The organism is Rhizobium sp. BK379, from assembly GCF_014193955.1.
Classification (GTDB): domain Bacteria; phylum Pseudomonadota; class Alphaproteobacteria; order Rhizobiales; family Rhizobiaceae; genus Rhizobium.
The window spans coordinates 347,724-366,359 of record NZ_JACIAD010000008.1; the positions used below are offsets into that span (position 1 = coordinate 347,724).

Consider the following 18,636-nt stretch of genomic DNA (forward strand, 5'->3'; position numbering starts at 1 on the left):
CAAGGCCGGGATGGCGGCAGAAACGCCGCCATCAGGATTTCTTACACCGCGAGTTTGCCGTCGAGATAGAGCTGCAACGTTTCCTTCGTGCCCTTTTCCCACAGGGTTTTCAGCGCATGGGCGAAACGTTTGCGGAAAACATCGGATTTCGCCACTTCGCCGAAAATATCGTCGAAGACGAGGAAGGCGGCTGGATCGTCTTTTGCCTTGACGGCCGCCTCATGCAGGCGCTCAGCGCTGGCATCGTTGAAGACGATCTCCTTGCCGCTGTCGCTCTTGCCGAAGAAGTAGCGGCACCAAAGCGCGGAGACGAGCGCAAGGCCGACGACATCCCGGCCCTGGCTGAGATTGTCGAGCGTCGACGGCAGGATGAATTTCGGCTGACGGTTGGAGCCGTCCTGCGCCAGACGCGGGATCGTGTCGGCAATCTTGGGATTGAGGAAGCGGCGCTCGATCAGCTTGAAATAATCGGCGAGCGACGTATCCGGCACCGGCGGCACGATAGGGATGATTTCCTCATTTTCGAGCTTGGCGAGGAAGGCGCGTATCAGATCGTTTTCCATCGATTCATGCACGAAATGAATATCCATCAGTGCCGCCGGATAGGCGATCGCCGCATGGCCGCCGTTGAGGATGCGGATTTTCATGTGCTCATAGGGCGTGACGTCAGGTACGAAAGTGACGCCGACCTTTTCGAGCGCCGGACGCCCCATCGGGAACTTGTCTTCCAGCACCCACTGCTTGAATTCTTCACAATAGACCGGCCAGTTGTCCTCGATATCGAAATTCTCCTTCAAGAAATCGATCTCGCGCTGGCTGGTGGCCGGCGTGATGCGGTCGACCATGCCGTTCGGGAAGGAGACATTTGCCTTGATCCAGTTCGCAAAAGCCGGATCGGAGAGCTTCGCCGTGCCGACAACCGCATTCGTGGTCACAACGCCATTATGGGGAATGTTGTCGCAGGACATGACGGTGAAGGGCGCGATGCCCTTGTCCTTGCGTGCCTTCAGACCGGCAACGATCAGACCGAAGACCGTTTTCGGCGCAGACGGGTTCTGCCCGTCGGCGGCAATCGCCGGATGCGCCGGATTGAACTTGCCGGACGCGTCGATGAAATAGCCGCCCTCGGTGATCGTCATCGAGACGATGCGGATCTCGGGATCGGCGAGCTTGGCGATGACAACGTCAGGTTCGCCGACGGGCAGGATATCGATCATCGGCGCGGTCACACGCGCCGCCGTCCTGTTGTTGTCCTGCTCGACGACGGTCGTCAGGAAATCCTGCGCGGCAAGCTTGTCGCGCATGGCCGCGTCTGAGGGCAGAACGCCGGCGCCGATGATTGCCCAATCATGGTCGCTGCCGGCATTGAAGAGATCGTCGAGATAGATCGCCTGATGGGCGCGATGGAAATTGCCGACGCCGAAGTGCACGATGCCGGCTTTCAGCGACGCCCGATCGTAAGCCGGAATGGCCGCGGTCTTTGCCGCCTCGTCGAGCGTTGCCAGCGATAGTTTGCACGTCATGTTTCAGTCCTCTTGAAGGTCTTTCGAAAGAGCCCTAAGCCCTCCCGTTAGCACGGGCCGGACGAGATTGTCCGCTCCGCATGTCTGCCCCCAGCCGGCGGTCGCTTCAGATAGCAAGGCCGCTCTCATTGAATTTATGGATACGCGTCTTGTCCGGCGTCAGGTAGACCGTGTCGCCGGCCTTGGACGCAAAATCGCCGTTGCTGCGCGCCGTCACCATCCCGATACCTTCGACATCGACATGCAGGAACGTGTCGGAGCCGAGATGTTCGGCCACCATCACCCTGCCCTTCCAGTCGCCGCTTTCGGTCGACAGCAGCACATGTTCCGGACGGATGCCGATCGTGTGCGCATTCATCTGCGCAGCATTCTGCCCCTTGATGAAATTCATCTTGGGCGAGCCGATGAAGCCCGCAACGAAGAGGTTTCGCGGGCTGCGGTATAACTCCAGCGGCGAACCGACCTGTTCGATATTACCCCTGTTCAGCACAACGATCTTGTCGGCCATGGTCATCGCTTCCACCTGATCATGGGTGACGTAGACCATGGTCGTCTTGAGTTGCTGGTGCAGCTCGCTGATTTCAATGCGCATGTTGACGCGCAGCGCAGCATCGAGGTTCGACAGCGGCTCGTCGAAGAGGAAGGCTGAAGGCTGGCGCACGATAGCGCGGCCGATGGCGACACGCTGACGCTGGCCGCCCGAAAGCTGGCGCGGCTTGCGATCCAGATAGTCGCCGAGATTCAACACGCGGGCGGCATCATCCACCTTGCGGTCGATCTCTGCCTTGTCCATGCCCGCCATCTTCAGCGGGAAGGCGATGTTATTGCGCACGCTCATATGCGGATAGAGCGCGTAGGACTGGAAGACCATCGCCAGACCCCGTTCGGACGGAGCCTTCTCGGTCGCGTCCTTGCCATCGATGACGATCTTGCCGCCCGAGACATCCTCGAGGCCGGCTATCAGCCGCAACAGAGTGGACTTGCCGCAACCGGACGGGCCGACGAAGACGACGAACTCGCCATCGCGGATATCGAGATCGATCGAAGGGATGACCTTGGCTTCGCCGAAGACCTTCGAAACCTTTTGAAGGGTAATGCTGCCCATGTTTCTCTCCCTATGATCTTATTTCACCGCGCCGAAGGTCAGGCCGCGGACAAGTTGTTTCTGGCTGAACCAGCCGAGGATGAGGATCGGCGCGATCGCCATGGTCGAGGCCGCCGAGAGCTTGGCGTAGAACAGGCCTTCCGGGCTTGAATAGGAAGCGATGAACGCCGTCAGCGGTGCGGCCTTGGAGGCCGTCAGGTTCAGCGTCCAGAAGGCTTCGTTCCAGGCAAGGATGATGTTCAAGAGCAGAGTCGAGGCAATGCCGGGCACGGCCATCGGCGTCAGCACGTAGACGATTTCCTTGACGAGCGAGGCGCCGTCCATGCGGGCGGCTTCCAGGATTTCGCCGGGAATTTCCTTGAAATAGGTATAGAGCATCCAGACGATGATCGGCAGGTTGATGAGCGTCAGCACGATCACCAGGCCGGTCCGTGTGTCGAGCAGGCCCGAGTTGCGGAACATCAGGTAGATCGGGATGAGCGCGCCGACCGGCGGCATCATCTTCGTCGACAGCATCCACATCAGCACGTCCTTCGTCCGCTTGGTCGGCGCAAAGGCCATGGCCCAGGCGGCCGGAATGGCGATGATGAGACCGATCAGCGTTGAGCCGAAGGAGATCACGACGGAATTCATGAAGTGGCTGAGATAGTTGGAACGGCTCTGCACTTCCGAATAATTCTCCGTGGTCCAGTGGAAGAACAGGAACTGCGGCGGCGAGGCGATGGCATCCGCCTCCGACTTGAAGCTCGTCAGGAATGTCCAGAGGATCGGGAAGAAGATCAGGATGCCGAGCGCCCAGGCGATCGCGGTCATGATGACCTTGCGTTGGGTGGTAACCTTTCTAGCCATCTCAAGCCTCCAGATTCTTGCCGACGAGGCGCACGAGGAAGATCGCAACGATATTGGCAAGCACGACCGCGACGATACCGCCCGCAGAAGCCCCGCCGATATCGAACTGCAGCAGCGCCTGCGCATAGACGAGATAGGTGAGGTTGGTGCTCTGCGTGCCGGGGCCGCCATTGGTGGTGACCAGGATTTCGGCGAAGACCGAAAGCAGGAAGATCGTCTGGATCAGGATCACCACCGTGATGGCGCGGGCCATATGCGGCAGGATGATGTAGATGAATTTCGAGATCGCCCCGGCGCCGTCCATTTCGGCGGCTTCCTTCTGCTCTTCATCGAGCGACTGCAGCGCGGTAAGCATGATGAGCGTGGCGAAGGGAAGCCACTGCCAGGCGACGATCAGGATGACCGAAAACAGCGGCACGGTCGCCAGCCAGTCGATCGGCTGCAGGCCGACAGCCTTTGCCATATAGGCGAAGAGACCGTTGACCGGGTTCATGAACATGTTCTTCCAGACAAGGGCCGCCACTGTCGGCATGACGAAGAAGGGCGCAATGACCAGGATGCGTACGATGCCCTGGCCATAAATCGGCTGATCGAGCAGGAGTGCAAAGAGAATACCGCCGACCACGGTGATGACAAGTACGCCGGCAACCAGCACCAGCGTATTGATGAGCGCGGCGAAAAAGGCCGGGTCGGTAAGGAAGTATTGGTAGTTTAAGAGACCGACGAAACTCTCCATGCCCGGGTTGAGCAGATTGTAGTTCAGCAGGGAGAAGTAAATCGTCATCGCGAGCGGGACGATCATCCACGCGAAGAGCAGCACCACGGACGGTGCAATCATAAAACGTGCTGCGGAGCGAGTGTGAAACGTTGCCATGGCAAACCACCGGTCTGATCTGAAGCGGAAACGGCTGAGAAACAGCTTTGAAAAAAGCGGCCGCCGATGCAGTTCGGGCAATCGGCGACCCAGAGGTGCGGAATGTCAGACATTCCGTACGTTCTCAGGAGGTTTTACTTGATGTAGCCCGCCTTGGTCATTTCGCGGGTAGTCAGCTGCTGCGCGCTCTGCAGAGCCTGGTCGACCGAGATCTGGCCGGCAAGAGCCGCGGAGAACTGCTGGCCGACGGCCGTACCAATGCCCTGGAATTCCGGGATCGCCACGAACTGGACGCCAACATAGGGAACCGGCTTGACAGTCGGCTTGGTCGGGTCAGCGGAGTTGATGCTATCGAGCGTCATCTTCGCGAAGGAAGCGGCCTTCTGGTAGTCGGCATTCGCATAGAGCGAGGTGCGGGTGCCGGGAGGTGCGTTCAGCCAGCCTTCCTTTTCGGCGACGAGGTTGGTGTAGTCCTTGCTCGTTGCCCAGGCGATGAACTTCTCTGCTGCTTCAGTCTTCTGCGAGCCTGCCGGGATGGCGAGGTTCCAGGCCCAGAGCCAGTTGCCGCGCTTGCCGAGGCCCTTGTCCGGAGCCAGCGCAAAGCCGACCTTGTCGGCAACCTGCGACTGCTTCGGATCGGCTACGAACGAAGCAGCAACCGTTGCGTCGATCCACATGCCGCACTTGCCGGTCTGGAAGAGCGCCAGGTTTTCGTTGAAACCGTTGGAAGAAGCGCCGGGAGGGCCGGCTTCCTTCATAAGGTTGACGTAGAAGGTCAGCGTGTCCTTCCACTCGGGCTGATCGAACTGCGGCTTCCACTGTTCATCGAACCAGCGAGCGCCGAAAGAGTTCGACATAGCCGTCAGGAAGGCCATGTTTTCGCCCCAGCCGGCCTTGCCGCGCAGGCAGATGCCGTAGATTTCCTTGTCCTTGTTGGTCACCTTCTTCGCAGCATCTGCGATGAAGTCCCAGGTCGGCGCGTCGGGCATCTTCAGGCCGGCGGCGTCGAACAGGTCCTTGCGGTACATGACCATGGAGCTTTCGCCGTAGAACGGAGCTGCATAGAGCTTGCCGTCCTGGCTGATGCCGCTGCGGATGGCCGGCAGCAGATCGTCCACGTCATAATTGGCGCCGAGGTTGTCGAGCGGCAGGAGCCAGCCTTTCTTCGCCCAGATCGGAACTTCATAGGTGCCGATCGTGAGCACGTCGTACTGGCCGCCCTTGGTCGCGATGTCGGTCGTGACCTTCTGGCGCAGTACGTTTTCTTCGAGGGTTACCCATTCAAGGTCGATGCCGGGATTCTTCGCCTTGAAATCATCCGTCAGCTTCTGCATCCGGATCATGTCGCCGTTGTTCACGGTCGCGATCGTCAGCGTCTCGGCCGAAGCCATGCCGGCAAACGCCATTGCTGAGCAGGCGCCCAGCAGGAGAGTTCTCAATGTCATATCTTCCTCCCAGAAGATGAGTGTGAGCATTCGCTTTGCTCATGGGCAATTACTCATCAAAGGGAAAAATTTGTCAATTGGCAATCGTTGCTGCGATGCCGAACAATCGAGTTATGTTATTGAACCAAAAAGGAAATATTTTTGCTCAGCTAGTGAGCAAAAACTCAGCAGTCTCTTCGTCGGTAATCAAACCGTTCACCTGATGGCCGGTGATGGCAGCTCGGATCGCCTTGAACTTGCGTTTTCCCTTGGCGATCCCGATCACAGTCGAGGAATCGCGTGGCGGGATCGGAGCGGATGCGACGCGTTCATTGATCGGGTTGTCGAGCAGCTTTCCGTCGGCGTCGAAAATCCAGCCGCAGATCTCGCCTGCCGCGCCCCCACGCATCAGTTCCATCATCTCGTCTTTTTCCAGGAAACCATCGACGCAGAGCGGGCCATCGATGCCGAGTTCGCCGATACCGACGAAGGTTACATCCGCCTGCGCGCTGATTGCGAGCGTCGAGCGCACGAGTTGCTGGCCGTGCAGAAGCTCCCGCTCCTCCGCCGACGTGACGAGAACAGGCAGCGGCATCGGAAAGTGCCGCGCCTTGACGGCGTCGGCCATGCTGAAGATGACGTTGTAGTAAGCGGCTGAACCGTCAGGGGCGATATTGCCTGTAAGCGACACGATCCGATGATTGGGACATTCGATCGCCGGCAACTGGTCCACAGCCGCTTTCAGCGTTCGCCCCGTGCCGACGGCAAGTACGATCGGATCTGGACGTTTCAGCCAGCGCTCGATTTCGGAAGCAGCCGCCTCGGCAATTCCGACCGTCGTCGACGATGAACCCGGATCGCTGGGAACGATCTCGACATGCCTCAGACCGAATTTCTTGCGCAACTGATTTCCGAGTTCGAGGCAGGCGGCGATCGGGTGGTCGAGCCGCACCTTGATCAGCCGTTCGGCCACGGCAAGCGAAACGAGCCGCTGCGCCGACTGGCGCGAAATACCCATGGCGGATGCAATTTCATCCTGTGTGCGGCCGGCGACATAATAAAGCCAGCCGGCGCGCGCCGCATCGTCCAGCCGCCCTGATGTCTCCGATCTTTTTACCATCTATCGCCGCCAATTAATTTTTTTGAGTCTATCTGGCGCAGATCAAAACAAAAATCGGGCAAATGTCGAGGGCGTTGAATAAGCAAGCAGTCGCTTCCTTATCCAAACCACCGCATGACGATGTAGATGGCCGCCTTGACGAGACCGTAGATCACCCCGCCGGCAACGACGAGCGAGACGGCTGTCATCGCAAAACCGAGAAGTGAAAACAGCCCGTCCCGACCGAGAATCGCAAAGGCAAAGAGCGAAATCGCAATCGCCGGCAGGATATTGCCGAGCGGCACCGGCAGCACGAGAACAATCGCCAGCACCAGACAGCAGAAGCCCGCCAGATATTCCGCCGGCGGCTCGACGAAAATGCTCAATCGTGGCTGCAGCATGCGCTCTGCCCAGGCGAGCCAGGGGTGAATGCGCCCGACGATCGTCTCGAAATCCTCTCGCCGCATGGAGCGCGCCGCAATCGCCTTCGGCAGCCACGGCTTCAGGCCGAAGGTCAGTTGTGCGGCAAGGAAGATCAGTGGCGCGCCGAGCAGCGAGGAGGTGCCGGGCGGCGTCGGAAAAGCGTTCGGCAACGCAAAGATCAGCATCAGCGCACCGATCGCCCTGTCGCCCATCGTCTGGAACAGGTCGCCGATCGATACGCGTTCGCGGCTTCGGTCCGCTGCCATCTGTCGCAAAATGGAGGAGAGCCGCCGACCTTTTGGACGTGGCCTGCGGACGGTGGTTCTGCGAGTTTCGGTATTTTCGATTGTCATGAATCCGGCATCGGAAGGTGAATGATGGAAAGCTTGCCCATGCAATATGCCAATAGCATGACCTTGGCGGACGAAATTGTCGCCTCATGGCGATCAGGCTTAGTTCATTTATCGAATAATCCTTGTAATTCGCCGCCAGGAGTGCGAGCAGACGCCAAGCACAGACAATTTGCAGGCATCAGATGATTATTTCATTCGATATCGGAGGCTCCGCCATCAAGGGCGGGATTGCGCGTTCGGAATCCGACATCATACCGCTTGGCCGCCGCCCGACCCCGAAGGATGACTTCCCGGCCTTCGTCGAGACGCTAAGGAGCATTATCGCTGAGGCTGGCGAGCGCCCCTCGCGCATTGCTCTCTCGATTGCCGGTGTCGTCGACCCGGATACGCAGCGCCTCATCGTCGCCAATATCCCCTGCATCCACGACCGCAACCTTGCCGCCGACCTCGAGCGTGAGCTCGGCCTGCCCGTGCTGATCGCCAATGACGCCGATTGTTTCGCCATGGCGGAAGCCGAACTTGGCGCCGGTCGCGGCCACCGCATCGTCTTCGGCGCCATTCTCGGCACGGGCGTCGGGGGCGGCGTCGTCTCGGATGGTCGTCTCATCAATGCCTCAGGCGGCTTTGCCGGCGAATGGGGCCATGGCCCGATCATCGCATCACATGCCGGCACTCCGCCGGTCGCCATCCCCGCCTATGCCTGCGGCTGCGGCCAGAAAGGCTGTGTCGATACCGTCGGCGGCGCTCGCGGTCTGGAACGCCTGCATAAAACGCTGCACGACCGCGATTTCTCCAGCGAGGAAATCATCACCGACTGGCGCAACGGCGAGGAAAAGGCCAATCGAACGATCGACGTCTATGTTGATCTCGTCGCCTCGCCGCTGGCGCTCGCCATCAACATCACAGGCGCAACCATCGTGCCCGTGGGCGGCGGCCTCTCGAATGTCGAGCCGCTTCTGGCGGAACTGGATCACGCGGTGCGCGCCCGCATCTTGCGTAAATTCGACCGCCCGCTGATCGTGCGCAGCGAATGCCGTATCGAGCCGGGCCTGATCGGTGCTGCTCTTTTGGGCCTCAAGGCCGAAGCCGCATAGCGCAGTTCCAATAAAATCCTGCCGCGACTTTGGATTGCGGCAGAACAGATTTCTAAAGCGTCGGCCACATCCGGACGATCGCGGCAAAGCGCAGCCAATCCTTTCGCAGAAAGGGCGTCCAGGCTGCTTCCGCGACAGCCGACAGCCGCGGAAAGACCAGCCGGTTGAAATAGCTCCGCGAGGCGAAATTCTCGCCCCAGATGCAGGCCTGGATACCGCGCATCCGCTCCCTGAGCTCCTCCGGCAATTCGCCTTCGGCTTCGTAGGAATAGGTCTTTTCCGGTGGCGTGAAGCCGGCCCAGCCCGCGCCGGGCTCTCCCCAGTCTTCGGCCTGCGCCATGTCGAGATAGTAGGCCTGCCCAGGCGTCATGACGATATCATAGCCCTCACCCGCAAGCTCGATACCGACCTCCGGCTTCTCCCAGGCCATCAGCAGCGTGCCGTCGCGATCGACACCACCGCCATGCGAGACCTCGTTCCAGCCGACAAGTTTCTTGCCGCGCTCGACAAGCATCGCCTTGATCCGCCGGAGGAAATAGGATTGCAGCTCGGCCGTGCCCGCAAGCTTCTCACGCTCCATCAGCATTTTGCAGAGCGGCGAGGCAAGCCAGGAACCATGCGGCACCTCATCCCCGCCGATATGGATATATTGGGACGGAAAGAGCTGGAGCATCTCGTCGAACACCTTGCCGAGGAACTCGTAGGTGAATTCGACCGCCGGATTGAGCGCATTGTTGGGATTGTTCGGCTCGGGGTGATAGCCGCCCGGCGCCTCCTGTCTCTCGACGAGTTGTGGCAGGGAGAGCAGTGCTGCGGTGCTGTGACCGGGTATATCGATCTCCGGCACGACGTCGACACGCAACATGCCTGCATGAGCAACGATTTCCCGGACATCATCCTGGCTGTAAAATCCCGAACGGGGCTCCGCGCCATCGCCGAATTGCGGTAGAAGCACTTCGTCAGGTCCGTGCTTTGCACCGATCTTTGTAAGCTCAGGATAGGCCTTGATCTCCAGCCGCCAGGCTTCGTCGTCGGTCAGATGCCAGTGGAAAATATTGAGCTTGTTCCAGGCGAGGATATCGATCAGCCGTTTGACATCTGCAACCGGGTAGAAATGCCTGCTGACGTCGAGATGACAGCCGCGCCATTCGTAGCGCGGCTGATCGGCGATGGTGCCGAACACCGGAAACTGGAAGGTTTCCGGCTCGTGACGTGCTCCGTGCAGCAGTTGCGCAAGACTGATCAACCCATAAAGCAGGCCGCTCGCATCGTCGGTGCCAAGAATAATCTCCTTCCCCGTGAAACGCAGTTCGTAGGCCGCATCCATGATCGAGGATTCCCCTTTGAAGCGGATCTGCCGTCCTCCCTCAACCGGCTGAAGCGCGAAAGGCACGTCGTCGTCAGGAAAGAGCCGTTGGTAAAGCGCGAGCACTTTCGCCACGGCCCTGGTATTCTTGGCACTGGTGCCGGCTGCCGGATAGAGTGCGATGGGCGGCATATCGCCCGGCCGTAACGCCTGGTGCAAGGGCCAGGGCAGCAGCGAATACGGCTCGCTCACTTCACCCTTCGGCAGAAGCTCCGGCAACGCCCCCTGTTCCATGCCATCAAGCATCAGATCGCCAAAACTGACGGGTGCATGCCGGCCATCGCCAAGTGTGAGGTAGGCGGACTTGATGCCGGCCGTGACATGCTTCGGGCCATTCGTCAGCCCTTCCATTGTGAACCGCCAGCTGCCGCCCGGCTTGACGATGAGACCCTCGGGCGGAGAATATTCGTGAAAATTTGCAACGCGCCGCTTGAGCGTGGCGCCTTCAGCCACGTGCTCGTCCGCCACGCGGGTGAGGGACGTACAGGCGAGCGTAAAACCGGAGAGCGGTTCGGCGGAAAGATTGAAGAGCGTGAAGGTAAAGCGTCCAAAGCTTCCTTCGACAGGACTCCAGCTCGCTTCCAAACGGTAATCGGCCACAGTCAGATCCTCCCTCCGATGAATATAGGGCGATCTTTACTCCCGTTCAGGCCATCGTCTTCTCGCGCGCCTTCGCGCTACTGTCGCAGACGTCGAGGCCGCTGGAGACAACCGGCAACCTGACGAAACTAGTGGTCTGAAGCTGAAACAAAAATGGCGCGGCCTCGACCGCGCCATTGTCTCATTCGGCTGCCAATGCCGGCGGATGATGAATGGTCCCATCCGCCTCTTCCTGGTTGGCATTGGCATGTTCGTCATTTCTGGCCTTCGGTTCGCGGCCGAAGAACAGGGCATAGCCGGCCGGCAGTACGAGGATGGTCAGTACCGTGGCGACGAGGATGCCGCCCATCATGGCGTAGGCGAGCGGACCCCAGAAGACGCCACGCGAGATCGGGATCAGTGCCAGCACGGCCGTCAGCGCCGTCAGCATGATCGGCCGGAAGCGGCGTACCGCAGCACCAACGATCGCTTCCTGCCGGTGCATGCCCGCCTTGATATCCTGGTCGATCTGGTCGACGAGGATGATCGAGTTGCGGATGATGATGCCGAGCAGCGCGATGACGCCGAGGATCGCCACGAAGCCGAAGGGCGCACCGCTGATCAACAGGGCCGAAGCCGCGCCGATGATGCCGAGCGGACCGGTGGCGAAGACCAGCATCGCCTTGCCGAAATGCTGCAGCTGGGCCATCAGCAGGATCATGATGACGACGAGCATAATCGGTGCCTTCGCGGCGATCGAGGCCTGGCTTTCAGCCGAATCCTCGGCCCCGCCCTGGATCTCGATCTTGTAGCCGGCCGGCAGGCTGTCGCGCAGGTCCTTCATGTCGTTGTAGAGCTTGGTCACAACGTCGTTCGACTGGACGCCGTCAGGAAGCGTTGCCCGCACCGAGATCGTCGGCAGGCGGTCGCGCCGCCATTCGACACCCTGCTCCATTGACGGCACGACCTTGGCGATCTGCGAGACCGGGACGAAGCCGCCGAAATCCGTCGGCACATAGACCGAATTGACAGCAGAGAGCAGTGATCGGTTCGCATCCGGCTCGCGAGCGACGATCGAAACCGTTTCCTCGCCATCGCGGAAATCGTCGAGCGGTGCGCCGGACATGGCGGTCTGCAGCATCTGGCGGACACGCTGCGAAGTGACCCCGAGAGCACGGGCACGATCCTGATCGATGACCAGTTTCATGGCAGGCACCGGCTCGAGCCAGTCGTCGTGAATGGCACCGAGCATCGGATCTCTGGTGAAGCGGTCCTTCACCTGATCGGCAATCTTGCGCACTTCCGTACGATCCGGACCCATGACGCGCATCTGCACCGGCCAGCCCGTCGGCGGACCGAGGAAGAGACGGTCGACCTTGCCGCGGACGGACGGGAAGTCTTCCGCCAGGATCGTCCGGAGCTTGGTAATAAGACGCTCACGCGCTGGCTCGTCATTCGCCATGATCAGGAGCTGCGCGTAGTTCGGGTTGCGCAGCTGCTGGTCGAGCGGCAGGAAGAAGCGCGGCGCGCCTTCGCCGATATAGGTGGCGATAAACTTCTTGTCCGGATCGTCCATCATTTTGGCTTCCAGCGCCTTGGCCTGGACTTCCACTTCCTTGATGCTGGTCCCCTCAGGCAGCCAGAGATCGACGAGGATTTCCGGACGCGAGGACTGCGGGAAGAAGTTCTGGGGAATGAACTGGAAACTCCAGAGGCTCGCAACGAACGTGCCGAGCGTCAGCGCAAGCACGATGACGCGATGGCGCACCGCCCAGCCGACCGTGTGGCGCAGGCCGCGATAAAAGCGCGTGTCGAACACGTCGTGATGCTCGCCCGCATGGTGACGCTGCTTCAGGATCATGTAGCCGAGCCACGGCGTGAAATAGACCGCTACGAACCATGAGGTCACCAGCGCGATGCCGACGACATAGAAGAGCGAACGCACATATTCGCCGGCCGTCGATGCCGCAAAGCCGACCGGAATGAAGCCGGCGGTCGTGATCAGCGTACCCGTCAGCATCGGGAAGGCGGTCGAGGAATAGGCGAAGCTCGCGGCATCGATCTTGACGAGGCCCTCCTCGAGCTTTCGCTCCATCATTTCCACGACGATCATCGCATCGTCGACGAGCAGGCCGAGCGCGATGATGAGCGCGCCGAGCGAAATGCGCTGCAGATCGATGCCGAGCTCGTACATGATGGCAAACGTCGCAGCCAGGACCAACGGAATGGCGATGGCGATGACAAGACCCGAGCGCCAGCCGATCGACAGGAACGAGACGACGAGCACGATGGCAAGGGCTTCGCCCAGCGCATGCATGAACTCGCTGACCGCATCGGTCACGACATCAGGCTGGTTGGAGATCTGATCGACGGCGACACCGTAGGGCAGCGAGTCCTCGAAGCGCTTGTAGGTCGCTTCAACATCCTTGCCGACATCGGTGACCTTGTAACCCTTGGCCATGACGACGCCGACCTGCACACTATCGTGACCGTTAAAGCGGTATTTGCGCTGATAGGGGTCTTCGAGCCCGGAAGTGACAGTGGCGATATCGCCGAGGCGTGTCACCTGATTGCCGGAGCGCAGGCGCAATTCCCTGATGTCTTCGACCTTGTGGACATTGCCCTCGACCGAGATGCGCACCGAGCGCAGACCCGTATCGACATTGCCTGCCGGATCGACGGCATTCTGGCCCTTAATGGCGTTCTGCAGATCGGGGATCGTCAGGCCGCGTTCAGCAAGCGCCTTGGAGGAGACGTCTATATAGATCTTTTCCGGCTGGTCGCCGATGATGACGGCCTTCTCTACACCGGGCGTCGTCAGCAGCATGTCGCGCGCCTGGATCGCGAACTTCTTCAGTTCCGGATAGGAATAGCCATCGCCGCTGATCGAATGCAGCGTGATGAACGTGTCGCCGAATTCATCGTTGAAATAAGGGCCGAGCAGACCTTGCGGCAAATCGCTGTTGATGTCGCCGACCTTCTTGCGCACCTGATAGAAGGCGTCGGCAACATCAGCCGAATTCGTATCACCCTTCACCTGCACGGTGATGATCGTGCTGCCTGCCCGCGTATAGGACTTCACCCAGTCGAGATGCGGGGTTTCCTGCAGCTTGCGCTCGATCTTGTTGGTGACCTGATCTTCCATGTCCTGCAGCGATGCTCCAGGCCAGAGCGCCTGCACCACCATAACGCGGAATGTGAAATCCGGGTCTTCCTTCTGGCCCATGCGGGTCAGGCCGAGCACACCCGTGATGAGGATCAGCCCGAAAAGGAAGCGCGCAATGCTCGGATGACCGATTGCCCAGCGCGAAAGGTTGAACGGGCGCTTTTCCGTAGTGGCGTTGTCCATGATCCTGTCCCCTCTCCCTGGCCGTTCAGCGGACGGCTGCGTCCGTTTCAGCCGAAGCCGATTGCTGGTCGGGAAGCTTGACCTGCAGGTTTTCGCTCATGAATTGCGTGCCGGCGGCGACGACGAGATCGCCGCTATCGAGCCCCTTGGCCACACGCACACCATCGCCGGTGAAATCCGCGACCTCGATGTCCCTGACGTGAACAGTTTCCGTACCACGATCGACAGTCCAGACGACCTGCTTGCCGTCCTTCTGCGCCAATGCGCTCAGCGGAATGGAAACATAGCTGTCGCTATTGCTGACACTGGCCTCGATGGACGCCGTCATGCCGAGTAGTACACGAGGATCATTCGGCAGGCTGACACGCACTGCAAAGGTGCGGGACTGCTGGTCGGCGCTGCCGGAGACTTCGCGAACGGTGCCGTCGAGCACCAGCTTGCTGTCGGCCCAGAAACCCGCCTTCACGGTCTTGCCCGGCTTGAACTGGGCGATATCGTTTTCAGGCACCGCGATCTGCACTTCCTTCTCGCCGTCGACAGCGACGGTGACGACAGGTGTTCCCGAGCCGACGACCTGCCCCACATCGGCATTGATGGTGGTCACGATGCCATTATGGTCGGCCTTGAGCTCGGTATAGCTCACCTGATTCTTCGCCTGATCGAGCGCAGAGACAGCGGCATCGCGAGTCGAAATTGCCTGATCATGGCTGAGAGACGCCTGCTCGACCTGCGATTTCGGCGCGACATTCTTGTCGAAGAGCTGTTCGGCGCGACGATTGACGAGATCGGCGGTTTCAACCGCCTTTTCGGCAGCAGTGAGATTGGCTTCGGCGGTCTTCACGGCGAGTTCGTAATCGGTCGAGTCCATGCGGGCGAGGATATCGCCGGGCTTTACCCGTTCGCCGATATCGACGAGACGTTCCGTAATCTTGCCGTTGACTCGAAACCCGAGGTTCATTTCCGTACGCGCCCTTACCGAGCCGGAATAATCGAGCGTACGGGTATCGCCGGCCTTGGCGATCTCGACCACCTTGACCGGACGGATGACTTCCTTGACCTCTGCCTTTTCTTCCGTGCAGCCAGCGACGCCGAGCCCGACCGCACCAAGGAGCGCGAGGCTCATGACGGACGGCACGCGGTTGCTGTAGGTCTTGAGCGAAAACATCTTTCGCACTCCTGATTATCTAGGGTTTTCTTGGGCGACCTTGGCCGCGCTTATTTTCTAAGTGCCCTGATCGCAAATTCGATCAGTTCGTCCACGGCCGCACGGTTTGTCTTGGCAAGACATTGGGCAACCATTTGCGGGTGGCAGAGATTAATGGTCGCCGCTCCGAAACAGCGGGAGGCGACCTCGGGGTCTTGGTCGGCGAATTCACCGGAAGCGATGCCTTCGCGGATAACGTCGGCAATCAATGCGTGAATGGAGTCGATGTGCTTCTCGATGACATGCCAGTCGCGTTCGATCGCGACGATCACCATCTCATGCACTTTCTGCTGATCGAGCATCGTGTCGAGCGTCAGCTGGTACTGGCTGCGCACGTACTGGCGCAACCGGTCGGAAGCGCTGATCTTCTGACGGCAGACATTGGCTGCAAGCTCATAGCTCATCGCCAGCATGCGTCCGCAGATCGCCTGGTGGATCTCAACCTTGGAGGCGAAGAAACGGTAGATATTGGCAGGCGACATGCCAAGGTCGCGGGCCACATCCGCGACGGTCGTCTTGGAATAGCCGTAGTGGCGGAAAAGCCGCTCGGCCGCATCCAGGATGCGGGTGATATTTTCCTGCCGTGTGACGTCCAGCGTGGTTTCCGCGAGGTCATTCATGGGTTCAGGCCCGATATTTACGACTGACGAATTTTGAATTTCGTCAATCGTAAAATATCATCCTTCACTTGTCAATGATTTTGCGATGCAAACAATAATGCCGCAGCCCGGGCAGGCTGCGGCATTAGTAAGAAAATAGGCTTGAGGATCAGACGAGCTTGACGTCGAGCGTGATCGGAACGGCAGAAAGAGCCTTGGAAACCGGGCAGCCGGCTTTTGCCATCCCGGCCAGTTCTTCGAATTTTGCCTGGTCGGCGCCGGGAATGCTGCCCGACAGCGACAGGTGGATGGCGGTGATGGCAAAGCCGCCTTCCACGCTTTCCAGCGTCACCTTGGCGGAGGTTTCCATATGGTCAGCCTTCAGTCCGGCTTCGCCGAGGATCAGCGACAGCGCCATGGTGAAGCAGCCCGCATGGGCAGCGCCGATAAGCTCTTCCGGGTTGGTACCGGCAACGCCTTCGAAGCGGCTTGCAAAGCCGTAGGGATAATTGCTCAGCGCGCCGCTCTGGGTCGTGATCTGACCTTTTCCGTCCTTGAGACCACCTGACCAATGGGCCGAAGCTGTACGATTGATCTGCATGCCGTCCTCCTGCTCGATTGAATTTTGAAGCGTTGCGCCGCTCCGCCGCGAAGAGCGTTCTGCCCTTCCGACCGGCAATATAGTCCTCTATCCGCGGAAGACGACACCAGATTGAAGGCAAATCATCATACAAGAAGATTGCCTGTGTATGATGATTAAGGTAAGAGACTTGACCAAGAGGAACTTTCCGATGCAGCCCGCAACAAGACGCGATGAGAAAACCGCAGCGGCCGAGCGCCGGCCGCGCGTCCGCCGTAGCGTTACGGCGGCGATTGCCGAGGATATCTGCGCCAGCCGCTACCCTGCAGGCACGCTATTGCCACGCGAAAACGACCTCTGCGAGCTCTATGGCGTCAGCCGTACCGTGATCCGCGAATCCCTGAAGGTTCTGGAATCCAAGGGGCTCGTACGCGGCAAACCACGCATCGGCACCACAGTTTGCGACAAGGACGAGTGGAACATTCTCGATCAGGACCTACTGGAATGGATGGGGCCGCATCTCGGCGATTTCGACCTGCTTGCCAGCATCCTCGAAGCCCGCCGCACGATCGAACCAGCAGCGGCCGAATATGCCGCAAGTCGCGCCAGCACGCAGGAAATCGCCGATCTCGAAGGGGCCTGGCAGCGCATGCAAGCGGCGAGCGATGATGCCGAGGCCTTCACCGAGGCCGATCTGCTCTTCCATACCGTGCTGCTCAAGGCCAGCCACAACCAGGTCTTTCGCCGTCTCTCCAGCGCCATCCACGCTGCGCTCAAATACGCGCTGCACGCCTCCAACGTCGCCATGCCCGATCACCGCGAGGCCCTGGCCCTGCATGGCAAGGTGGTCGAAGCCCTGCGCCTGCGCGATGCCGCTGGCGCGCGCGATTGCGTCAACCGGATTCTCGACCTCGCCAAACGCGACCTGACCGCCGCCGGCCGGACGAAATGATAAGATATCAGCGGCCACGGCCGTCGATGGGAACACGAAGCGAAACGAAAGTGCGACTGTCATGAAGATCACCAAACTGACCACCTATATCGTCCCGCCGCGCTGGCTGTTTCTGAAGATCGAAACCGATGAAGGCGTCGTCGGCTGGGGCGAACCCGTTGTCGAGGGTCGCGCGCTGACCGTCGAGGCGGCCGTCCACGAGCTCGCAGACTACCTCATCGGCAAGGATCCCTTCCTCATCGAAGACCATTGGACCGTGATGTATCGCGGTGGCTTCTATCGCGGCGGCGCCATCCATATGTCGGCGATATCCGGCATCGACCAGGCACTCTGGGACATCAAGGGCAAGGCGCTCGGCCAGCCGATCCATTCGCTGCTCGGCGGCCAGGTGCGTGACCGCATCAAGGTCTATTCCTGGATCGGCGGCGACCGCCCCTCCGACGTCGCCCGCAACGCCAAGGACGTCGTTTCCCGCGGCTTCAAGGCGATCAAGCTCAACGGCTGCGAGGAAATGCAGATCGTCGATACCAACGAGAAGATCGACAAGGCGGTCGAGACCATCGCGACGATCCGCGAGGCGATCGGCCCGCATGTCGGTATCGGTGTCGATTTCCACGGCCGTGTCCACAAACCCATGGCAAAGGTTCTTGCCAAGGAACTCGAACCCTACAAGCTGATGTTCATCGAGGAGCCGGTTCTCTCCGAACACCGCGAAACCCTGAAGGAAATCGCCAACCATTGCTCGACGCCAATCGCGCTCGGCGAACGCCTCTATTCCCGCTGGGACTTCAAGTCGGTCCTGTCGGACGGCTACGTCGACATTATCCAGCCGGATCTGTCCCACGCAGGCGGCATTACCGAATGCCGCAAGATCGCCGCCATGGCGGAAGCCTATGACGTGGCGCTGGCACCCCATTGCCCGCTCGGCCCCATCGCGCTTGCCGCCTGCCTGCAGGTCGACGCCATCTCCTACAATGCCTTCATTCAGGAACAGAGCCTCGGCATCCACTACAACAAGGGCAACGACATTCTCGACTACATCTCCAACAAGGAAGTCTTCCAGTATGCCGACGGCTTCGTCTCCATTCCGCAGGGGCCCGGCCTCGGCGTCGAAGTGGACGAGGCCTATGTCATCGAGCGTGCCAAGGAAGGCCACCGCTGGCGCAATCCCATCTGGCGCCACGAGGATGGCAGCTTTGCCGAATGGTAAGCGAAAGGGCCGCGAAAGCGGCCCTTTTTTCGGTCTCCGTGTAGGATATCGGG

Annotated in this window: 15 protein-coding genes; 3 read left to right on the forward strand and 12 right to left on the reverse strand. The window is 60.0% G+C overall.

Going from position 1 to position 18,636, the window contains the following annotated elements; all coding sequences use genetic code 11:
- Positions 1–41: 41 nt before the first annotated feature.
- The 7 genes from FHT93_RS29780 to FHT93_RS29810 form a co-directional block, all read right to left on the reverse strand.
- Positions 42–1,523 carry a mannitol dehydrogenase family protein gene (locus FHT93_RS29780; protein WP_183850833.1) on the reverse strand — a complete coding sequence of 494 codons (1,482 nt, stop codon included), beginning with the start codon at positions 1,521–1,523 and terminating at the stop codon, positions 42–44.
- A gap of 106 nt (positions 1,524–1,629) precedes the next feature.
- Entirely contained in the window at positions 1,630–2,628 is a 999-nt protein-coding gene (locus tag FHT93_RS29785) for an ABC transporter ATP-binding protein (protein WP_112544385.1), read from the reverse strand.
- 18 nt (positions 2,629–2,646) lie between these two features.
- Complete coding sequence (locus FHT93_RS29790; protein ID WP_112544387.1) at positions 2,647–3,477, reverse strand: carbohydrate ABC transporter permease; 831 nt, start codon at positions 3,475–3,477, stop codon at positions 2,647–2,649.
- Between the two features lies 1 nt (position 3,478).
- Positions 3,479–4,351: a sugar ABC transporter permease gene (locus FHT93_RS29795; protein WP_112544487.1), complete on the reverse strand. Its 873-nt coding sequence runs from the start codon at positions 4,349–4,351 to the stop codon at positions 3,479–3,481.
- A gap of 134 nt (positions 4,352–4,485) precedes the next feature.
- Entirely contained in the window at positions 4,486–5,796 is a 1,311-nt protein-coding gene (locus FHT93_RS29800; protein WP_112544488.1) for a sugar ABC transporter substrate-binding protein, read from the reverse strand.
- A 145-nt stretch (positions 5,797–5,941) separates the two neighbouring features.
- Positions 5,942–6,895 (reverse strand): sugar-binding transcriptional regulator, encoded by a 954-nt coding sequence (locus FHT93_RS29805; RefSeq protein ID WP_112968698.1) that lies wholly within the window; start codon positions 6,893–6,895, stop codon positions 5,942–5,944.
- Positions 6,896–6,993: 98 nt separating this feature from the next.
- Positions 6,994–7,572, reverse strand: coding sequence for an exopolysaccharide biosynthesis protein (locus FHT93_RS29810; RefSeq protein ID WP_183850835.1), 579 nt, complete (start codon positions 7,570–7,572; stop codon positions 6,994–6,996).
- 260 nt (positions 7,573–7,832) lie between these two features.
- Between FHT93_RS29810 and FHT93_RS29815 the strand changes: the two genes are divergently transcribed.
- Complete coding sequence (locus tag FHT93_RS29815) at positions 7,833–8,744, forward strand: ROK family protein (RefSeq protein ID WP_113015431.1); 912 nt, start codon at positions 7,833–7,835, stop codon at positions 8,742–8,744.
- A 52-nt stretch (positions 8,745–8,796) separates the two neighbouring features.
- Here the strand turns inward: FHT93_RS29815 and FHT93_RS29820 are convergent, their stop codons facing one another.
- The 5 genes from FHT93_RS29820 to FHT93_RS29840 all read right to left on the reverse strand — a co-directional run bounded on the left by FHT93_RS29820 (position 8,797) and on the right by FHT93_RS29840 (position 16,442).
- A complete protein-coding gene (locus FHT93_RS29820) occupies positions 8,797–10,710 on the reverse strand; it encodes a family 20 glycosylhydrolase (protein ID WP_113015430.1) in 1,914 nt (637 codons plus the stop codon).
- A 181-nt stretch (positions 10,711–10,891) separates the two neighbouring features.
- On the reverse strand, positions 10,892–14,038 hold the full coding sequence (locus FHT93_RS29825) for an efflux RND transporter permease subunit (RefSeq protein WP_183850837.1): 3,147 nt from the start codon (positions 14,036–14,038) through the stop codon (positions 10,892–10,894).
- Positions 14,039–14,063: 25 nt separating this feature from the next.
- On the reverse strand, positions 14,064–15,203 hold the full coding sequence (locus FHT93_RS29830) for an efflux RND transporter periplasmic adaptor subunit (RefSeq protein WP_183850839.1): 1,140 nt from the start codon (positions 15,201–15,203) through the stop codon (positions 14,064–14,066).
- A 50-nt stretch (positions 15,204–15,253) separates the two neighbouring features.
- Complete coding sequence (locus FHT93_RS29835) at positions 15,254–15,862, reverse strand: TetR family transcriptional regulator (RefSeq protein WP_112544399.1); 609 nt, start codon at positions 15,860–15,862, stop codon at positions 15,254–15,256.
- 148 nt (positions 15,863–16,010) lie between these two features.
- Positions 16,011–16,442, reverse strand: coding sequence for an OsmC family protein (locus tag FHT93_RS29840; protein ID WP_112544401.1), 432 nt, complete (start codon positions 16,440–16,442; stop codon positions 16,011–16,013).
- A gap of 190 nt (positions 16,443–16,632) precedes the next feature.
- Between FHT93_RS29840 and FHT93_RS29845 the strand changes: the two genes are divergently transcribed.
- Together FHT93_RS29845 and dgoD are read left to right on the forward strand one after the other, a co-directional pair.
- A complete protein-coding gene (locus FHT93_RS29845) occupies positions 16,633–17,373 on the forward strand; it encodes a FadR/GntR family transcriptional regulator (protein ID WP_112544403.1) in 741 nt (246 codons plus the stop codon).
- Positions 17,374–17,434: 61 nt separating this feature from the next.
- Complete coding sequence (gene dgoD / locus FHT93_RS29850) at positions 17,435–18,583, forward strand: galactonate dehydratase (RefSeq protein ID WP_112544405.1); 1,149 nt, start codon at positions 17,435–17,437, stop codon at positions 18,581–18,583.
- The last annotated feature ends 53 nt before the right edge of the window (positions 18,584–18,636 follow it).